Source organism: Azonexus sp. MM2026_4, assembly GCF_055901855.1.
Genome location: NZ_CM148380.1, coordinates 666,366 through 684,169, shown reverse-complemented (window position 1 = coordinate 684,169; position 17,804 = coordinate 666,366). Strand labels below are relative to the sequence as shown.

12 protein-coding genes and 1 pseudogene are annotated in these 17,804 nt (G+C 62.8%); 8 read left to right on the top strand and 5 right to left on the bottom strand.

The genetic code is table 11. The features are described from left to right. Positions 1 to 103: 103 nt before the first annotated feature. Entirely contained in the window at positions 104 to 1,174 is a 1,071-nt protein-coding gene (locus AC0KWY_RS03000) for an IS30 family transposase (protein ID WP_474025629.1), read from the top strand. Between the two features lie 45 nt (positions 1,175 to 1,219). On the opposite strand, the gene AC0KWY_RS02995 is transcribed toward AC0KWY_RS03000, so the two are convergent. Further along, positions 1,220 to 1,849, bottom strand: a complete 630-nt coding sequence (locus tag AC0KWY_RS02995) for a TetR/AcrR family transcriptional regulator (RefSeq protein WP_474028164.1) — start codon at positions 1,847 to 1,849, stop codon at positions 1,220 to 1,222. A 74-nt stretch (positions 1,850 to 1,923) separates the two neighbouring features. Between AC0KWY_RS02995 and AC0KWY_RS02990 the strand changes: the two genes are divergently transcribed. From AC0KWY_RS02990 to AC0KWY_RS02980, 3 genes are read left to right on the top strand one after another with little or no spacing between them, the layout of a single operon-like run. Continuing rightward, positions 1,924 to 3,417, top strand: a complete 1,494-nt coding sequence (locus AC0KWY_RS02990; RefSeq protein WP_474028163.1) for an efflux transporter outer membrane subunit — start codon at positions 1,924 to 1,926, stop codon at positions 3,415 to 3,417. Then, positions 3,414 to 4,592, top strand: coding sequence for an efflux RND transporter periplasmic adaptor subunit (locus AC0KWY_RS02985; RefSeq protein WP_474028162.1), 1,179 nt, complete (start codon positions 3,414 to 3,416; stop codon positions 4,590 to 4,592). Before AC0KWY_RS02990 ends, AC0KWY_RS02985 begins: the two co-directional genes overlap by 4 nt. After that, on the top strand, positions 4,589 to 7,639 hold the full coding sequence (locus AC0KWY_RS02980) for an efflux RND transporter permease subunit (protein WP_474028161.1): 3,051 nt from the start codon (positions 4,589 to 4,591) through the stop codon (positions 7,637 to 7,639). The genes AC0KWY_RS02985 and AC0KWY_RS02980 overlap by 4 nt, the downstream gene beginning before the upstream one ends. Before the next feature lie 220 nt (positions 7,640 to 7,859). On the opposite strand, the gene AC0KWY_RS02975 is transcribed toward AC0KWY_RS02980, so the two are convergent. The 4 genes and pseudogenes from AC0KWY_RS02975 to AC0KWY_RS02960 all read right to left on the bottom strand — a co-directional run bounded on the left by AC0KWY_RS02975 (position 7,860) and on the right by AC0KWY_RS02960 (position 9,679). Next, positions 7,860 to 8,102: a hypothetical protein gene (locus tag AC0KWY_RS02975; protein ID WP_474028160.1), complete on the bottom strand. Its 243-nt coding sequence runs from the start codon at positions 8,100 to 8,102 to the stop codon at positions 7,860 to 7,862. Between the two features lie 153 nt (positions 8,103 to 8,255). Then, positions 8,256 to 8,955 (bottom strand): annotated as a pseudogene (locus tag AC0KWY_RS02970) (transposase). Continuing rightward, entirely contained in the window at positions 8,927 to 9,532 is a 606-nt protein-coding gene (locus AC0KWY_RS02965) for a hypothetical protein (RefSeq protein ID WP_474028159.1), read from the bottom strand. Before AC0KWY_RS02965 ends, AC0KWY_RS02970 begins: the two are co-directional and overlap by 29 nt. After that, positions 9,533 to 9,679, bottom strand: coding sequence for a hypothetical protein (locus AC0KWY_RS02960; RefSeq protein ID WP_474028158.1), 147 nt, complete (start codon positions 9,677 to 9,679; stop codon positions 9,533 to 9,535). Between AC0KWY_RS02960 and AC0KWY_RS02955 the strand changes: the two genes are divergently transcribed. The 4 genes from AC0KWY_RS02955 (at position 9,669) to AC0KWY_RS02940 (ending at position 17,792) form a co-directional block, all read left to right on the top strand. Continuing rightward, positions 9,669 to 10,112, top strand: a complete 444-nt coding sequence (locus tag AC0KWY_RS02955; protein ID WP_474028157.1) for a hypothetical protein — start codon at positions 9,669 to 9,671, stop codon at positions 10,110 to 10,112. The genes AC0KWY_RS02960 and AC0KWY_RS02955 overlap by 11 nt on opposite strands. Before the next feature lie 276 nt (positions 10,113 to 10,388). After that, the gene (locus AC0KWY_RS02950; protein WP_474028156.1) at positions 10,389 to 11,492 is read left to right on the top strand and encodes an AAA family ATPase; all 1,104 of its coding nucleotides are present in this window, start codon (positions 10,389 to 10,391) and stop codon (positions 11,490 to 11,492) included. Positions 11,493 to 11,524: 32 nt separating this feature from the next. After that, positions 11,525 to 13,870, top strand: a complete 2,346-nt coding sequence (locus AC0KWY_RS02945; RefSeq protein ID WP_474028155.1) for a DUF5682 family protein — start codon at positions 11,525 to 11,527, stop codon at positions 13,868 to 13,870. Between the two features lies 1 nt (position 13,871). Further along, positions 13,872 to 17,792, top strand: a complete 3,921-nt coding sequence (locus AC0KWY_RS02940; protein ID WP_474028154.1) for a DUF4132 domain-containing protein — start codon at positions 13,872 to 13,874, stop codon at positions 17,790 to 17,792. Positions 17,793 to 17,804: the final 12 nt, after the last annotated feature.

Below are 17,804 nucleotides of genomic sequence, written 5' to 3'. Positions count from 1 at the left end.
GGTCGATAAATTTCTGCACCCGTAAAGATTTTCTCCGGCCGAACTAAGCATCACGGGGCGGTTTCAAATCCCAAGTGCAACACTTCATAACCGGAGGAGTTGCATGACGAGAACGTATCAACAATTGAGTGCGGAAGAACGCGGCGTGGTAATGGCGATGAAGGAGCAGGCCAGTAGTGCGCGGGCGATAGCCAAGGTGCTTGGCAGATCGCCCAGCACCATCACGAGAGAACTTCGCCGCAACGGCTACCAGAGCGAAGAGGAGCAATGCGTCATGGGACGCCCCCGAGTGGCTGGCGGCTACGATGCAAACCGCGCCGGCAAGCGAGCCCGGCGGGTGCGACGTGCGGCCTGGCCGGTGCGCAAGCTCCACCGCCAAGGCGCCTTGTGGGCCGAGGTCAGGGCGTTGCTGGAACGCAAGCTCTCGCCCGAGCAGATTGCTGCCAAACTCAAGCAACGCCACCCTGAGCAGCCCCAATTGCAAGCCTCCCACGAAACCATCTACACCGCGATCTATGCCATGCCCAAGGGCGATCTTCGCCGCGAACTGGTCGTCCTGCTGCGCCAGGGGCGAGGCGCACGCAAGCCTCGCACGCGAGGCAAAGATCGGCGGGGATCGCTGCAGGACATGCTGAGCATCCACGTACGCCCGCCCGAGGCCAGCGACCGCTTGCTGCCTGGCCACTGGGAGGGCGACCTGATCAAGGGCAAGGCCAACGCTTCGGCTGTCGGCACCCTGGTGTGCCGCAAGTCGCTGTTTGCCATGCTGGTCAAGCTCGACGGCAGTACGGCGATCGATGCGCTCAACGGATTCACGCAGGCCTTCAGCGGGCTGCCGCCTGAGATCCGACAGACCCTCACCTATGACCAAGGCAAGGAGATGGCGCTGCACAAGAAGCTGGCCGAGAACACCGGCCTGAAAATTTACTTTTGTGATCCTCACAGCCCGTGGCAACGTGGCATCAATGAGCACACCAATGGTTTGCTGCGCCAATATTTGCCGAAGGGCACTGACCTGAGTGTCCACTCCCAGCGCGAACTCGATCACATGGCCTGGGAACTCAATATGCGGCCGAGAAAAACCCTGGGGTGGCGCTCTCCCGCCGAGGTGTTCTTCGATAACATCTTCATGGACAAAGCAGGGCTGATTCCAAATGTTGCACTCGGTCTTTGAAACCGCCCGGATATTCATAGATTCGGCTTGCCCAATGGAGGAATTTCAGGCCTTGCCAACAAATGCCTGAATGAAGAGCGCTACATTCGAACGTACCAGTTTAGCGTCCTCGCTCGCGTCCGGTTTATCCAGACCCAGCATTACCCTAATGTGGGCACCACCGTGAAATATTGCCAGGAATTGGTCGGCAGCCTCATCAGGAGATGGGATCGATAGACTGCCTGCAGCATTGGCGGCGCGCAGATAGTCAGCGACCAGTCGAATCAGTTTTTCCGGCCCCTCCCGGTAGAACGCCGTACAGGCATCGACGTGTTCGCCCGCCGCGGCAAACATCATACGGAACGCCCCCACCACATCATCTGAACGCAGCAACTTCAGAAATGAGGTCCCGATCATCGTGAGCGCAGCTGCGGGGTTGTTCGGGTCCAGCGAGCCAGGAGGTAATGAGGCAAACACCACATCGGTACAACTGCCAACAGATGCCTCAAACAAAGCTTCCTTGGTCGGAAAGTAGCTGTAGATCGTCACCTTGGAGACGCCCGACAGTTTGGCGATGGCTTCGACGCTTGCCCGTCCGAAGCCGTGCTCGATGAACTGCCCCGCTGCCGCGTCCAAAACCCGCTTAACTCGCTCAGGGTCGCGCGGTCGTCCGCGCTTGGGAATATTCGTTTCCATTGTTTACTTGACCGTTCAGTAAATATCTGTAAATAATGTTTACCACACCGTTCAGTATATCAACCCGAATGCCCATGGAACACACAATTCGCACAGCCACAGTGGCATATCTCCAAAGTACCGCCCTCCTCTCCATCGCGCTTGCCTTGGGAGGATGCGTCAGCAATCCCGACGTACCGAAGCCGGGCACCTCGCTCAGCCAAGCCTTTCGCCATGCCGGAGAGCAGCGGTTGGACAATTCGTCCGCCAATCTTCAGTGGTGGCGGCATTTCGCGGACGAGCAACTGGCACAACTTGTGGAACGCTCAACCATCGCCAACCACGACATCCGGATTGCCGTAGAACGGGCAAGACAGGCCCGGGCTGGAACGACGGCAGCCGAATCACGGCTGTTTCCCAGCCTCGATCTGACCGCCTCCCGATCCGATAGCCGAACCGGTCTGCCAACAACAATCAAACAATCGATGCCGGACACCAAGGCAACGCGCGCCGGCGTCAACGTCGCCTGGGAGATTGATTTGTTCGGCGGCGCCAGGGCCGCGGCCAGCGCAGCGGAAAAAGATGCGGCAGCGGCCACGTACGGCGTTAACGGCGCTCAATTGATCACCGCGAGTGAAGTTGCGCGGCAATACTTCATTTGGCATGGTGCCCGGCACCGCCTGGAAGTTCTCGAATCCCTGCTGCAAACGCAACGCGACACCGAACGCCTGACACGCAGTCGCCACCGGGAAGGCATGGCGAGCGAATTCGATGTTGCCAGAGCCGCTGGCGAAACCTTGAGCATGGAAGCCGCACTGCCGCCATTGCGGACGCTGATGGCCGTCACCGAGAGTCGCATTGCCGTGCTCTCCGGCTCAGACGCCTCGATGCCGGTCCCGGAACTTCATGCGGCCGCCGAGCAATTTCACTGGCCTTCCCCAACAGCGCCACTCACCGGCCAAGCGGCGGACTTGCTAAGGCGCCGCCCGGATCTCCTGGCGGCCGAGCAACGGCTCTCGGCAGAGTCGTCGCGGCTGGCCGAGGCCAAAGCCAACCGTTTCCCGAAAATATTCCTGAGTCTCCTGTTCGGCACCCAGGAACTGACACTCAACGATGCGCTGAGCCTTTCGGCATCACGTTATTCCAACGTGGCAGCAGCTTTCGTGCTGCCAATATTCAACGCCGGACGCATCCAGGCCGGCATCGACGCCCAGTCGGCGCGCGAACGCGAATCCCTGCTCACTTATGAACAGGCCATCCTCGGCGCGATTGAGGATGTCGAAAACAGCCTTGCCGCGCTGACCGGCGAACGGCAACGCGTGAGTTCGCTGATGGCTGCGGCCATGGAACGGGAACGGGCGGTCACCCATGCCAGTTCCTTATTCCGCGAGGGGCAGATCGACCTCCTGCAATTGCTTGATGTCCAGCGGGCCCGGCTCGCCACCGAGCTGATGCTTGCCGAAAGCAAGGCGCAGCAGGCCGTGGACTACGTTCAACTCTACAAAGCACTGGGTGGCGGCTGGCAGGCAATGCCTGCACCGGCCAATGTCCCCATTGCGGCAAATTCATCTTCCGGAGTCGAACCATGATCGAGACATTCGAGTCAGCACGCGTCTCACGTCGATTGACGCTGCGCGCGGCAATCATCCTCGCTTTTGCCACGGGACTTGCCGCCTGCGGCGACAAGTCGCCACCACAACTCAAGCCGCACCCGGTCCTGGTCGTCACTGCGCATAACGTTTCCGGCGGATATCAACGAACCTTTACCGGCGTTGTCCGGGCGCGCTATGAGTCCGATCAGGGATTCCGGACCGGCGGCAAGGTCGCCGCCCGTTTGGTCGAAGTCGGGCAAAGCGTCGTCGCCGGGCAAGCCCTTGCCAGGCTCGACCCCGCTGATTACGAACTGGGGCTGCGCGCCGCTGAAGACCAACTCCAGGCGGCGCGGGTGGATGCCGAACAGGCGGCTTCGGACGAAGCGCGCTTCCGGCGCCTGCTTGCCGATCACTCGGTTTCCGTCGCTGACCACGAACGGCAAAAAGCCCGCTCGGATGCGGCAGCAGCACGCCAGGCGCAAGCCTCCCGTCAACTTGACCTGGCCCGCAATCGGATGAAGTACGCGACCCTCGTTGCCGAGTTTGATGGCGTCATTACTTCGGTTCGCTTCGAGGTTGGCCAGGTCGTTGCCGAAGGCCAGCCCGTCGTGACCATCGCCAAGCCTTCCGAACTGGAGGTGGTCGCCGATCTGCCCGAAGAACTTGCCGGCAACGCCCGCGCCATCTCGGCATCGGCAAGCTTGTGGGGTACCCCTGAGCTCATCCTTCCCCTCAAATTGCGGGAACTGTCGCCCGCTGCATCAGCCCAGACACGTACCTTTCGCGCCCGCTTCAGCATTCTCGACAAGTCGCCCGCCGCCCGCCAGGCCTTGCATCTCGGGGTGACGGCCAACCTCCATCTGGCAGCCGGGGATGGCGATCTGGCCGCTGTTCTGCCGGCCACTGCCGTCTGGAAGACCGACGGCAAGAGCATGGTCTGGCAGGTGGAAAACACCGGCAGCAAGATCGTTGCCCAACCGGTGGAAGTGATTCGCTATACGGACGAGGCCGTGCTGGTGCGCGGAATTGCTGATGGCGCCAAAGTCGTATCGGCGGGCGTCCAGAAGCTGACACCGGGGCTTGAGGTTGTTCCTGTCGAGCGTACGACCAGCGGCATGAACCTGAGCGTGCCGCCCGTTCAAGCAGCCAAGGCAGCGGGGAATTCGCTGTGAAGGAACTCAATCTTTCGAAATGGGCCGTCACCCACCAGGCCATGGTGCTCTTCATGATTCTGGGGGTACTCATCGCCGGCGTCTTCTCGTATACGCAGCTTGGGCGCTCGGAGGATCCGAACTTCAATGTTCCCCTGCTGACCGCAGTTGTCGTGTGGCCTGGCGCGACGGCGCAGGAGGTGCAGGATCAGGTAATGAACCGCATGGAGCGCCGACTGCGCGAGCTGAATGGCTTCGACTATGTGAAAACCTTCTCCCGCCAGGGCTATGGCGCCATTTCCCTGCGCATGAAAGGCGGCCTGCCCAAGCAGCAACTCACCGACGCCTGGTATCAGGCGCGCAAGAAGATCGGCGATTCCCGGCAAGAATTTCCCGACGGCGTGCGCGGCCCCTACTTCAATGACGAATTCAACGACGTGTACATGTCCCTCTATGCCGTGCAAGGCGATGGGCTGTCGATGGCCGAGTTGCTCGAGTACGCGGAGAAGATCAAGGTCGACCTGCAAAGCGTGCCGACCCTGAGCAAGGTCGACATCCTCGGCAAGCAAGCCGAAAAGGTCTACGTCGAACTCTCCAGCAAGCGACTTGCTGCATTGGGCATGACCCCGCAGGAGGTAATGGATGCCCTGGTCCGACAGAACCTGCTGAGCCCATCCGGCTCGCTCGATACCCGATCGGACCGCGTACTGGCCCGCGTTGACGGTGCCCTGCACAATGCCGCAGACGTGGCGAAAGTCAGCATTGAGGCGGGTGGCCGGCTTGTCCGGCTGTCCGATATTGCGACCGTGCGCGCCGGTTATGAAGACCCGCCGAGTTTTGTCATTCGGCACAACGGCCACCCGGTGCTGGTCCTCGCCACGACGATGACGCCGAACGCCAATATCCTGAAGGTCGGCAAGGCCGTTGACGAACGGATGGCGGAGATTCAGGCAGGCCTGCCAGCAGGGATTTCGGTGGAAAAGTATGCCGACCAACCGAAGGTGGTCGAGGAATCCGTGTGGGAGTTCGAGCGTTCGTTTCTGGAGGCGCTCGCCATCGTGCTGGCCGTTTCCTTTTTGTCGCTAGGTCGCCAAGCCGGGATCGTTGTTGCGGCTTCCGTGCCGCTGGTGCTGGGCATCGTCCTCTTCGTCATGTATCTGGCCGGCTGGAATCTGGACCGGATTTCGCTCGGCTCGCTGATCATCGCACTTGGCCTGCTGGTCGACGATGCGATCATTGCCGTCGAGATGATGGTTCTGAAGCTTGAACAGGACTGGGATCGGTTCGAAGCAGCAACCTTCGCCTACACCTCGACGGCCTTTCCCATGCTGACCGGCACCATGGTCACGGTGGCCGGCTTCATGCCTGTCGGCTTCGCCAAATCAATTTCCGGCGAATACGCTGGTGGGATCTTCTGGGTGGTCGGCGTGGCGCTGATTGCCTCCTGGTTCGTCGCCGTGATCTTTACCCCTTATCTCGGAATCAAGCTATTGCCAGCCAGCATGGCAAATGGCGCGCATGCCGACCCCTACGACAAGCCGATCTATCACCGTTTGAGCAAATGGGTGGATTGGTGCGTTACGCATCGCTGGAAGGTATTGCTTGCCACCGGCACCCTCTTCCTTCTGGCTGGCGCCGGGATGGGCCTGGTGCAGCAGCAATTTTTCCCAACCGCCTCACGCCCCGAGTTGATGGTCGAACTGCGCATGCAGGAGGGCGCCTCGTTCGAAGCGACGCAGGAGCAGGTCAAGCTATTCGAGAAAGTCCTCGCACAGGATGCGGACGCCCAGCATTTCACGGTCTATACCGGCAGCGGCACACCGCGCTTCTACCTTTCGATGGAACCGGAACTGCCCAACCCTGGCTACGCCCAGTTTGTCATCATGACCTCCGGCATCGAAGCACGGGAAGCCTTGCGCACCCGCCTGCTCGACTACTTTGCCAAGGACGAGGCGCAGCCGTTGGTGCGTGGTCGGGTGTTGCGCCTTGAGTTCGGCCCGCCAGTGGGCTTCCCGGTCCAGTTCCGCGTCATCGGCCCGGATCCCGATACCGTGCGCGGTATCGCCTACAAGGTGCGAGATATCGTAGGGAAAAGCCCTCTGGTGCGCGACACCCAACTCAACTGGAACGAACGCGTCCGAACACAGCATGTCCACGTCGATCAGGACAAGGCCCGTCTGTTGGGTCTGTCATCTGCCGATGTGTCGGCAACGCTACAGACCGTTCTGTCCGGCGCTCCGGTGACGCAAATTCGGCGAGGCGAGGACTTGATCGACGTGGTCCTGCGCGCCGATACCGGCGAACGCAAGACGCTGGAGAGCCTGGGCGACATCAATTTGTTCTCGCGCACCGGCGCCGTGGTCCCGCTGTCGCAGATCGCCCGCATCGAATCGACCTTCGAGGAGCCGGTCCTGTGGCGCTGGAACCGCAACATGGCGATCACCGTGCGCAGCGACCTGGCCGATGGCGTCCAGGGGCCCTATGCTACAGACAAGATCTGGCCATCCTTGCAGCCAGTGCTCGACAGCCTGCCCAGCGGCTACCGGATCGAGAAAGGTGGCGCCATCGAGGAAGCCGATAAGTCGAATCTTGCGCTATTGGCGATCTTCCCGGCAATGTTCCTGGTCATGCTCACCTTCCTGATGATGCAGCTACACAGCTTCTCCAGAATGTTCATGGTCTTCATGACCGCACCGTTGGGACTAATCGGCGTAGTACCGGCTTTGCTGATCTTCAATGCGCCGTTTGGTTTCGTCGCGCTGCTCGGCGTCATTGCCCTGGGCGGCATGATCATGCGTAACTCCGTCATCCTCGTCGATCAGATCGAGCAGGATATTGAATCAGGTGCTCAACCCTGGCGTGCCATCGTCGATGCCACGGTTCGTCGCACCCGCCCGGTCGTTCTGACGGCTGCCGCTGCTGTCCTCGCCATGATTCCCCTAACGCGTAGCGTCTTTTGGGGACCGATGGCAATTGCCATCATGGGAGGGCTGGTTGTGGCCACAGCCCTTACGCTCGGTTTCGTTCCGGCGTTGTATGCGGCGTGGTTCAAGGTGAAGAAGCTTTAAAACCCTAAATTTCTCGTCTCAAATTGCGAATGGCCGGTCTGGACTCAGAACCGGCCATGTTTTATTGATCAGCCCGCTAGCCACTTTGGCCGAGGAGCGGTAAGAGGGGCCGACCCTAGCCCCACTTCGTTTGACATTATTCCTCCTGATGTCATTAGCTCAGTCGCTGGGGCACTTCCCTCTCCATGTGTCCAATGACACGGCGGGAGATGGCATTCCCCTAATTAACGCCGAAGCCCAGGGTCGCCTCGATTTTTTCGATCGCCACCCGCAGTGCACGGGCATCGACCAATGCATGGTGTTGTCGGGGATCTGTGACGAAATATTGTACGAGGGTTTCCGTGAAGAGCGCCTCTGCTTCTTCTGATAAGGAGGGGATGACAACCAGCGTTAGGCGCAAATCAAAGTAATTCAGAATTCCCATTTCATGCGTTGGCGCGAGACCAAAACCGGAACGAACCATGGACAAGTCCCACCCGCTGTCCGAAATTAATATGGGATCATTAAACCGAGAGACCCAAGCGGCGAAGCGCTCTTTGAATTTTTCGCGTTGGATTTGACGAATTCCCCCTTCAAGCAAAGGGGGGGCCGAATTTTTGTGTAAACGGGGTTGAACTCAGTTCAGGGCGAAACGCTCCCCGAACTGGATGGTAAAACGGGTGAGTGCAGCTTTCCAATCCCGAATGGGCATTGTCCATTTCTTGCTGATTTTGCGTAGCGCCAGGCAGAAGAGTTTCAGCAGCGCTTCGTCGCTCGGGAATGAACCACGATTCTTGGTCAGCTTGCGCAGGCTCATCGAGATAGACGATGGGATAAATCGGGTCGAGCGGCCGCGATTGCCAAGCCTTCACTTCATCGCTGACCGCATCGGTGACGGAAAAAATCAGGCTGGGCGAGACCTCGGTGCCATACATCTCCTCCAGATGCGCCTGGATTTCACGCACTGTCATCCCGCGGGCGTAGAGCGACAGAATCTTGTCGTCAAAACCGGCCCAGCGGGTCTGGTGCTTGGGAATTAACTGCGGCTCAAAGCTGCCGTGCCGGTCGCGCGGCACCTCATTCGGCAACTCGCCGAATTCGCCCTTGAGCGTCTTCCGTCTCTTCCCGTTACGGGTGTTCCCCGCCTGATTGGCCACCGAGTCATGCTTGCCGTGGCCGAGATGTTCGGTCATCTCAGCTTCCAGCGCACGCTCCACGACCAGCTTGGTCAGGTGCTTGAGCAGCCCTTCTTCACCTATCAGGTCCTCTGGTTTCTTGTAGTTGGCCAGTAATCCAGCCAGCAGTTCTTCAGGTACGTCGTGCTTCTTCTTGCTCATCGTGACTCCAGACAAGTTGGCAGTCTCCTGCCAAAAGTCCGTTTACACAAAATTCTGCACACCCTCGGCGCTTGACCTGAACCGAGGCTACGCTCTTCGCCTGCTTTTTCAGACCCTTGTATTGCGCAACCGCCACTCTGGCCAGCGCCTCGTCGTGCTTGGCGCCGGGTTTGGGCAGATCCTTGAGCCGCTTGCCGTCGCCATCCTTGACGTAAGGCAGCAGAGATTCGTCAAAATTGACGATAAACTGTCGCGGCCCGAAATCGAGCAGCAAGCTGCCCTGCGCATCCAGCCCAAGATCGGGCACGGTGCGGTCGGCCAGTTGCTCGGCGCTGAGATTGCGCTCCTCGGCCAGCGTGGTCATCAACAGTCCCGCCCGCTCGTGAATGTCGTTAAAACGTGTTTGCTGGTGCAGTAGATGGAGGTACATCAGGGCGACATCGCTGCCGATCTGGAGCAGCATGTTCAGGGCGTCGTAGGCGCGCACCCGGTTCAGTCCGGCCCGCCACTGGCGCAAGGCGAGATTGAGCTGGCGCGCGGTTTCGTCGTTGCCGATCAAACCCTGGATTTCGAACATTCAGCGATCCTTGGACGCCGTATCGTTGTCCTGCCACCATTTGAAGAGCGTCTGTCCAAGCCGCGCCAGCGAATCCGCTGTGACGTTTGCCTGCAATACAGTCAGCCCGGCATAGGGTTCGTCGGCTTTGCTCAGCATGAGGAGCATCAGGCTCTCGGGCAGCAGCGCAAGCGGTATCGCGCCGCCTGCCTTCAACATCAGACGATGTCAGCGTTTGCCTGGCGATCGGGCGCAAGGTATTGTCAGGACAGAAGGCGACCGGCAGCATGCCCCGCATCGCCGCCTCTGGAAAACGCAACAGGCAATCCAGGGCCTCCTGCTTGGCACAACGGTTGCGGCAGAAAAGCCAGGCAAGCGGCATGGCCAGGGCATCGCTCTCGATCATTTCGACGAGCGGCAGCGGACGCTTGGTTTTTTCCTGGCTGATGGCGCGAATGACGGCCAATGCGCCAGTTTTATCAAATCGCTCAAGAATGCAGAGGACTTGCAAGCACGGTTCGCCAAAAGGATTTGGCCTCAGAAAATACTGCGACTGGGCATGGCGCAATACCTGTTCGGCCGGGTCATCCGGCAGGCTTAACAACGCGTAACTCAGATCGCACCAGATTGGCTCTGGGCGGGAAAAATCGTCGTCGGAAGCCTGCCGGCTGGCGATCACCTTGTTAGTCCTTGTTCTCTGAATAGCCAAAAAACGCCGCCCGAACCGGGGCAGGCCGTTTGCATTTATTTTGTGAAGCGGCACCCGATGGTCATATTCGAATAGTATATTAAGCCCGATTTTCGCCGATTCAGGCATCACTGGGCGCGCGGCGAAATAACTCATCCCTGCTCACTTTTCCGTCCCGAGAACAATCGCATGACCGCTTCGCTCATTTCCAGCAGCCAGACCGACTGGCAACGTCCCCCGGCCGAAATCGCTTATCGGGAAGAACTGGAAGCCCTGAGCGAGACGGACAAATCCCCCCGGCCACCGGGCTGGAAGATGTCGATGAAGGCCGTGCGCCGCTTCATCCTCGGCGGCGAGGACTGCTCGCCCAAGCTGGTTTGCCCGGCCTCCCTGGTCGAACGGGCGATGATCACCCTGGCCACGACGCGCGGCCTGCTCCTCATCGGCGAGCCCGGCACCGCCAAGAGCCTGCTCTCGGAACTGCTGGCGGCGGCAATCGCTGGCGATTCGACCCTGACCATACAAGGCGGCGCCTCGTTGACCGAAGACCAGATCAAATATGGCTGGAACTACGCCATGCTGGTCAATGACGGACCGAGCGAAAAGGCGCTGGTACCGGCGCCGCTTTATCAGGGCATGCGGCAGGGCAAGATCGTCCGCTTCGAGGAAATCACCCGCTGCCCGCTGGAAGTCCAGGATGCCCTGCTCGCCGTTCTTTCCGACCGCGTACTGGCGATTCCGGAATTGCCGGGCGACGCCGGCATGCTTTTCGCCCGCGAAGGTTTCAACCTGATCGCCACCGCCAACACGCGCGACCGCGGCGTCAATGACATGTCTGCCGCCCTCAAGCGCCGCTTCAATTTCGAAACCGTTTTTCCGATCCGCAACGCCGACGAGGAACTGGCCCTGGTCAAACGCGAAGCGACGCGCCTGCTGGCCCGCTCCGGCGTCCCGCAGGCGCCGGCCGACGATGTTCTCGAAGTGCTGGTTACCTGTTTCCGCGAATTGCGCGAAGGGGTTTCGGGCGACGGCACCGGCATGGAGCGCCTGTCTTCCGTGATGAGTACCGCCGAAGCGGTCAGCGTTGCCCATGCCGTGGGTGTGCGCGGCCATTTCCTGCGCGGCGACAGCGGCACGCCGGAAGATATCGTCGAATGCCTGGCCGGCACCGCGGCCAAGGACAGTGCCGACGACCTGAAGAAATTGCGCCGCTATCTCGATCAGCGCGCAGCCAAGCGCCAGGGCGCTGCCTGGCGGGCGTTCTACGCCGCGCGTCATCAGTTGCCGGGCTGAAAGCCGGATTCGTGTCTGCCGTGATCGGGGCCATGCCGCCCGCCAATCTGCACGTCCTCGGCGTGCGCCACCATTCGCCCGCCTGCGCCCGGCGGGTGCGCGACGGTATCCGCCGCCTGCGGCCGGCATATGTGCTGATCGAAGGCCCGGCCGACTTCAATCCGCACATTGACGATTTGCGTGGCGCTCACCACCTGCCCGTCGCGATCTACAGTTTTCATGCCGAGCCAGGATGCTCGCGCGCCTCCTATAGCCCATTCTGCGATTATTCGCCGGAATGGCTGGCCCTGCAGACGGCCTGGGAGACCGGCGCGACACCGCTGTTTTGCGACCTGCCCGCCTGGCATCCGGATTTCGGCGAACGCACCAATCGCTATGCCGATCCGCATGGGCTCGACGCCCGCGCCCGGGCCATCGACGAAAACCTCATGCAGACGCTCGGCGCCGAAGGCCGCGACGCCCTCTGGGACACGCTCGCCGAGCAGGCCGAGGCGGCCGAACTCGATGCCGTGCTGGCGACCTATTTCGAAGGCCTGCGCCCGGACGGTATCGAAGATCCCGCTGAAAACGGTCGGGAACGCTTCATGGGGCAGCACGCCGCCTGGGCCTTGCGCGAAGCCGGCGGCCGGCCCGTCGTGGTGGTCTGCGGCGGCTGGCACGGCAGCGCGATCCGCCGTCATGCCGGCGAGGCCGATGGCACGCGGCCGCTTGTGCCGCTGCCGCCGGAGGGCGCGCGGGTCGGCAGCTATCTCGTGCCCTACAGCTACGCCCGGCTCGATCGCTTCACCGGTTACGCGGCCGGCATGCCATCGCCGGCCTACTACGAAAAGGTTTTTGCCGACGGTCTGGAGAGCGCCGCCGACTGGGCCATGCGGAATATCGCCCAGGCGCTGCGCCAGGCCGGGCAGGTGCTGAGCACGGCCGATTTCATCGCCTGGCAAACCCATGCCCAGGCTCTGGCCCGCCTGCGCGGCCATCGCGCCCTGCTCCGTACCGATCTGCTCGATGCCGCCCTGGCCTGCATCGTCAAGGAGGCGCTCGATGTCCCGCCGGCCTGGACCGAGCCCGGCAAGGTCAGGCGCGGCGCCGAGCCCATCCTGATTGCCATGCTGCGCGCCCTGTCCGGCGAGCGTCAGGGGCAACTCGCTGCCGCCACCCGGCTGCCGCCGCTGATCGCCGATGTCGAGGCTCGCCTCGGTGCGCTCGACCTCCTGCCGGTCATCAAGCCCCGCAGCATCGAACTGGACTGGCATCAGGCGGAGGATCGGCCCGGGGCACACGCCCTCCACCAGCTGCGCATCCTCGGCCTGCCCGGCATCGTCCGCCGCCAGGGGCCGCAGCATACCGATGCCCGCGAACTGCGCGAAAGTTTCGATATCTACACCCATCCCGACTGGCAGGGCAGCCTGATCGAGGCCGCAATCTGGGGCGGCACCCTGCCCGCCGCTGCCGCCGCCCGATTGCAGGCGCGTGCTGCCGAGCAGCCGGGAAAGCTCGACGTTCTCGCCGAATGCGTCTCGGACGCCGCCTTTGCCGGCCTACTCGGCATCGGCGGCCAACTGACCGACGAACTGGTGGCCAGCATCGAAGCCAGCCACGAACTGGCCGCGCTCGGCACGACCGGCCTGCGCCTGGTGCAACTCTACCGTTACGGCGAAGTCTTCGGCGCGACGCTGCACGACAATCTGCGGCCGCTCTGCGCAAGCCTGTTCGAGCGCATGCTCTGGCTCATCGAAGGCGTCGGCGACGATACGGGGCTGGCGCCGATCCGCGCCGTGCAGGCCTGCCGCGATCTGCTGCGCCACGGCGACGGGCTGCAACTCGATGGCGGATTTGCCGGAGAAGTCTTTGCGCGCCGTCTGGCCGACCCTGAAACCCCGCCCGCCCTGGCCGGCGCTGCCCTCGGCTTTCTGCTCTCCAGCCCGAGCCCGGCGCCGCAGGCTTACCATCCGGCCGAACACATCCGGCGCCACGGCTTGCCGGAATCGCTCGGCGATTTCCTCGCCGGCCTCTTTGCCTTGGCCCGCGAGGAAATCGGCGCTGCCGCCGATACCCTGGGCGCCATCGACGATCTGGTCGCCGACTGGCCGCATGCCGATTTCCTGCGCGCCCTGCCCGCCCTGCGCGGCGCCTTCGCCTGGTTTCCGCCGCGCGAGCGCGAGCGCCTGGCCCGCAATATTCTCAAGAACGCCGGCCACTGCCCTGCCGAGGCAGAAATCCAGGCCTTCGCCTGGATGCGCCAGGGCAACAGCATCGCCGACCAGGCCGCCGCCATGGCCTGCGAACAGCGGGTTCGCCAACGTTTGAGCCGCTTCGGCCTCGAAACATCAACGCATTTGACGCAAGACGATTTGACGCAAAAAGAAAAGGGAGAATGACTTGGAACGTTACGAATTCAGCGACGGGAACTCCGATAAATTCTGGGAAGTTGCCGTCACCGGCAGCACCCTGAACGTGCGTTTCGGCCGCATCGGCACCCAGGGGCAATCCAAGGACAAGGATTTCGGCAGCCATGAGGCCGCCGAAAAGGAAAAGAACAAGCTCGTCAAGGAGAAGACCGGCAAGGGCTACCTCGCCTGCGGCAGCGCCTCGCCGGCGGCCGTAACCTCCGTCGCGGCCGCTGCCCCGAAAGCCGCCGCCGCGCCGCGCTCAACACCGGCCGCGCCGGCTGTCCCTGTTGCCGCACTTGAAGTCATCGAACCCCCGGTCGTCAGCCAACCGGTATTGCGGTCCCCGCCCGCCACGCCGGATGCCCGCCTGCTCGATGCTGCACCGCTGCCCACCCGCTCGCGACCCGGGCCGGCGCTGCCGGCGGCGGAGGCCGCCTGGGCCGATTTCGTGGCCGAAATCCGCGCCTATGTCGACAAGCCCAAGACCGACGCCCAGTTCAAGCACAAGAGCAAACTTGAAGCCATGCTCGCCGGTCCGCCCGATAAACTGCCGCTTGAGCAGGCCGCCGCCTGGTTCGGCGCGCTCGACGACGTCATCGCCAAGGAAATGGGCTACCGGGGCGACGAGGCCGCTCATGCCACCTATTTTGCCGTGGTGCAGAATTTTTCGACCTGGCTGCTTGCCGCACAGGGCGCGCTTTACCTTGTTCAACTCGTACCGGCCCTGAGCACCCAGTTCAGCGCCCGGCGCACCCACTACCGCGACAACGCCTGGGCCGATGCGGCCTGGCCCGCCATGCGCCAGGCCCTGGTCCAGGCGCCGGAGGCCGACTATCAGGCAGCGCTCGAATGGAGTCTTGCCGCCCTTGCCAGCCAGGGCGATCTCAAGCACGGCGCGACGTGGTGCTTCATGCTGGCCGACGACCGACCGGGGCAGCACCACGCCCTCCAACCGGCCAATATCCTGCGCCGCGCCGCCGAGGCCGGTCCGGACATGCTCCGCGAACAGACCTTTTTCCCGCTGCTCGCCGAAGCCGGCGCCAGTCTTGATCCGCGCTGGCTGAGCAGGCAAAACTATCACTTCTACTTTGCCTACAGCTTCGTCGCCCCTGGCTGCGCCGCCGCCACCGTGCTGGCCACGGCGGCCGATCAGGGCATTTCGCCGATCCCGACGCTCGACTGGCTACTCTTCTACGCCAGCGAGGAAGCCCGCACGACCATCGCCGGGGCCATGATCGACAGCCAGGAAAGCGACGCGCTCGCCGTCTTGCTGCCGCTTTCCTTCGACAAATGGATACGCCGGGCGCTCGACCGGGCGCTCGAAGTGCATCCGCGCTTCATGGCCCGCCAGTTGCTCGCGCTGTTCAATGCCGGCCGATCCGACCCGACGGTGCGGGTGCGCCTGCTCAAGCTCGTCCAGGAATACGGCAGCGAGACGCTGGGTGACTGGGTTGCCGACCTGAGCGAACGCGCCGTTGCCCAGCTTGATGTGCTGCTCTCCAGCGCCGCCCGGCTCGCCACGCCGGAAGAATTGCCGGAATTTCTCCGTCAGCCGCCTTGGCACAAGGCCAAGCGCAAGACCAGCGATGACCTGGTGCTGGCGCTCCTTCCCGAAGCCATGCCATTCACTTGCTCGCTGAGCGACGAAGAGCGCCAGTCCATCCTGCAACAGGCCACCACGCGACGGGGCAACTGGGCGGAACAGCTCGGCAAGGTCGGCGGCGTCGTGCATAGCATCCAGAACAGCGAAGCCGAACTACGCAAGAAACACCCGCACCTGCCCGAGCCGGAAACCCCGATTCCCCAAAAAACGGAGAGCGAGGCAGCGGTTGCTGCCTGGTTGGTCACGCGCATTCAGCAACTGCACGCCGCCAGCATCCGCATCTACTACAACCATCCGTATACCGACCTCTACCGGGCGCTCATCCATTTGCCCGAGGCCGTGGCACTGCGTCTTTGGGAACAGACCCAGCCCATGCGCGAACGGCTTTACGGCATTGAGGATACCGGCCAGGCCATGCTCGCCCGCTTTGGCGCGGCAATCCTGCCTGGTCTGCTGTCAGCCATCGAATCAGATCCGCTCGGCGGTCTGGAAATTGCCCGGACGGTCGGTTCGGCCGCGATTGCGCCGCTTGCCGCGCGCGCCATGTTCAAGCTCAAGAAAGCCAAGCAACTGGCCATCGACTGGTTGCTCGCCCATCCCCGGCACGCCCTTGTCGGCCTGATTCCCGACGCCGTCGGCAAGGCCGGCGCGGCACGGGATGCCGCCGAATTCGCGCTGCGCTGGCTGCTGGCCGGAAATCCCGAATTGCAAGCCGAACTCGACGCGGTGGTCGCCCTCTATGCTCGCCAGGACCCGCAAGTCGGCACCGCCGTCGCCCAGGTCATGGCCCGCGACCCGCTCGACCAGGTGCCGGCCAAGCCGCCCAAGCTGCCGGCCTGGTTCGTGCCGGGCAGCCTGAGCCGCCCGCAACTGAAATCCGGCGGCGCCCTGCCCGATGCGACGATGAACGCCGTCGCCGAAATGCTCGTTTTCAGCCCGGCCGACGAGCCCTATGTCGGCATCGCCCTTTTGCGCGAAACCTGCGATGCCGGCAGCCTCGCCGCCTTTGCCTGGGACCTGTTCTCGATCTGGCTGACCGAAGGTGCGGTCGGCAAGGAAAACTGGGCCTTGCGCGCCCTGGGCTGGCTCGGTGACGACGAAACCGCCCGCCGGCTGACGCCGATGATCCGCAAATGGCCGGGCGAAGCGGCCCATGCCCGCGCCGTCCAGGGGCTCGACGTGCTCGCCATGATCGGCAGCGATGTCGCGCTGATGCACCTCAACGGCATCGCCGAAAAGCTCAAGTTCAAGGGCCTGCAGGAAAAGGCCCGCGAGAAGATCGCCGCGCTGGCCGAGGCACGCGACCTGTCGCCCGAAGAACTGGCCGACCGCCTGGTGCCGGATTTCGATCTCGACGAACGCGGTGGCCTCGATCTCGAATTCGGGCCGCGCCGCTTCCGGGTCGGTTTCGACGAATTCCTCAAACCCTGGGTCAAGGACGAGAACGGCACCCGTCTCAAGGATCTGCCGAAACCCAACAAGAGCGACGATGCCGAGCTGGCGGCCGCGGCCACCAGCCGCTGGAGCACGCTCAAGAAGGACGTGCGCACGGTGGCCAGCCTGCAGATCGCCCGTCTCGAAGGCCTGCTCGCCACCAGCCGGCGCATTCCGCCGGCGGTGTTCCAAACCTTCTTCGTCCAGCATCCGCTCATCCGCAACCTGACCCAGCGTCTGGTCTGGGGCGTTTACAACGACCGCAGCCCGGCTACCGCCCCGCGCATCCTGTTCCGCATCACCGAGGACCTGGCCTGTGCCGACGCCCTCGACGACGCGCTCGACATCGATTTCAGCGACACCGCCAGCCACCTGATCGGCCTCGTCCATCCGCTGCAGATGTCGGGGGAACAGCGCGACGCCTGGGGCAACCTGTTCGGCGATTACGAAATCGCTCAGCCCTTCGCCCAGTTGGGGCGTGATGCCCACGCTCTGGCTGTCGACGAACTCGATGTTCTGGAACTGACGCGCTTTGCCGGCATCAAGGTCGACTCCAAGCGACTGCGCGGCTTCGCCACCGGCAGTTGGCGCCTGGGCTCGCCGCAGGACGGCGGCGGCATCTGGTGGATACAGCGCAAGGTGCAGTTCGCCGATGGCCGCCAGGGCTGGGCGCTGCTCGATTTCGCCGACGGCCTGATCGTCGGCGGCATGGAATACGAGGACTCGACCCAGACTTTGGGCAAAGTGACGCTCGACGACAACGACTGGCGCTGGAATCAGAAGCAACAGCACAAGTTTGCCGAGCTCGACCCGGTGACTGCCAGCGAAATCCTGCGCGATCTTGGCCGCCTGGCCGACATGGCCAAAACCTGAGTCCGGCGCCGG

Excerpts from the sequence above, each read along its gene's own strand:
- AC0KWY_RS03000 (WP_474025629.1), top strand. The coding sequence starts at position 104 with ATGACGAGAACGTATCAACAATTGAGTGCGGAAGAACGCGGCGTGGTA.
- AC0KWY_RS02995 (WP_474028164.1), bottom strand. The coding sequence starts at position 1,849 with ATGGAAACGAATATTCCCAAGCGCGGACGACCGCGCGACCCTGAGCGA.
- AC0KWY_RS02990 (WP_474028163.1), top strand. The coding sequence starts at position 1,924 with ATGGAACACACAATTCGCACAGCCACAGTGGCATATCTCCAAAGTACC.
- AC0KWY_RS02985 (WP_474028162.1), top strand. The coding sequence starts at position 3,414 with ATGATCGAGACATTCGAGTCAGCACGCGTCTCACGTCGATTGACGCTG.
- AC0KWY_RS02975 (WP_474028160.1), bottom strand. The coding sequence starts at position 8,102 with ATGGTTCGTTCCGGTTTTGGTCTCGCGCCAACGCATGAAATGGGAATT.
- AC0KWY_RS02965 (WP_474028159.1), bottom strand. The coding sequence starts at position 9,532 with ATGTTCGAAATCCAGGGTTTGATCGGCAACGACGAAACCGCGCGCCAG.
- AC0KWY_RS02955 (WP_474028157.1), top strand. The coding sequence starts at position 9,669 with ATGAGGAGCATCAGGCTCTCGGGCAGCAGCGCAAGCGGTATCGCGCCG.
- AC0KWY_RS02960 (WP_474028158.1), bottom strand. The coding sequence starts at position 9,679 with ATGCTCCTCATGCTGAGCAAAGCCGACGAACCCTATGCCGGGCTGACT.
- AC0KWY_RS02950 (WP_474028156.1), top strand. The coding sequence starts at position 10,389 with ATGACCGCTTCGCTCATTTCCAGCAGCCAGACCGACTGGCAACGTCCC.
- AC0KWY_RS02945 (WP_474028155.1), top strand. The coding sequence starts at position 11,525 with ATGCCGCCCGCCAATCTGCACGTCCTCGGCGTGCGCCACCATTCGCCC.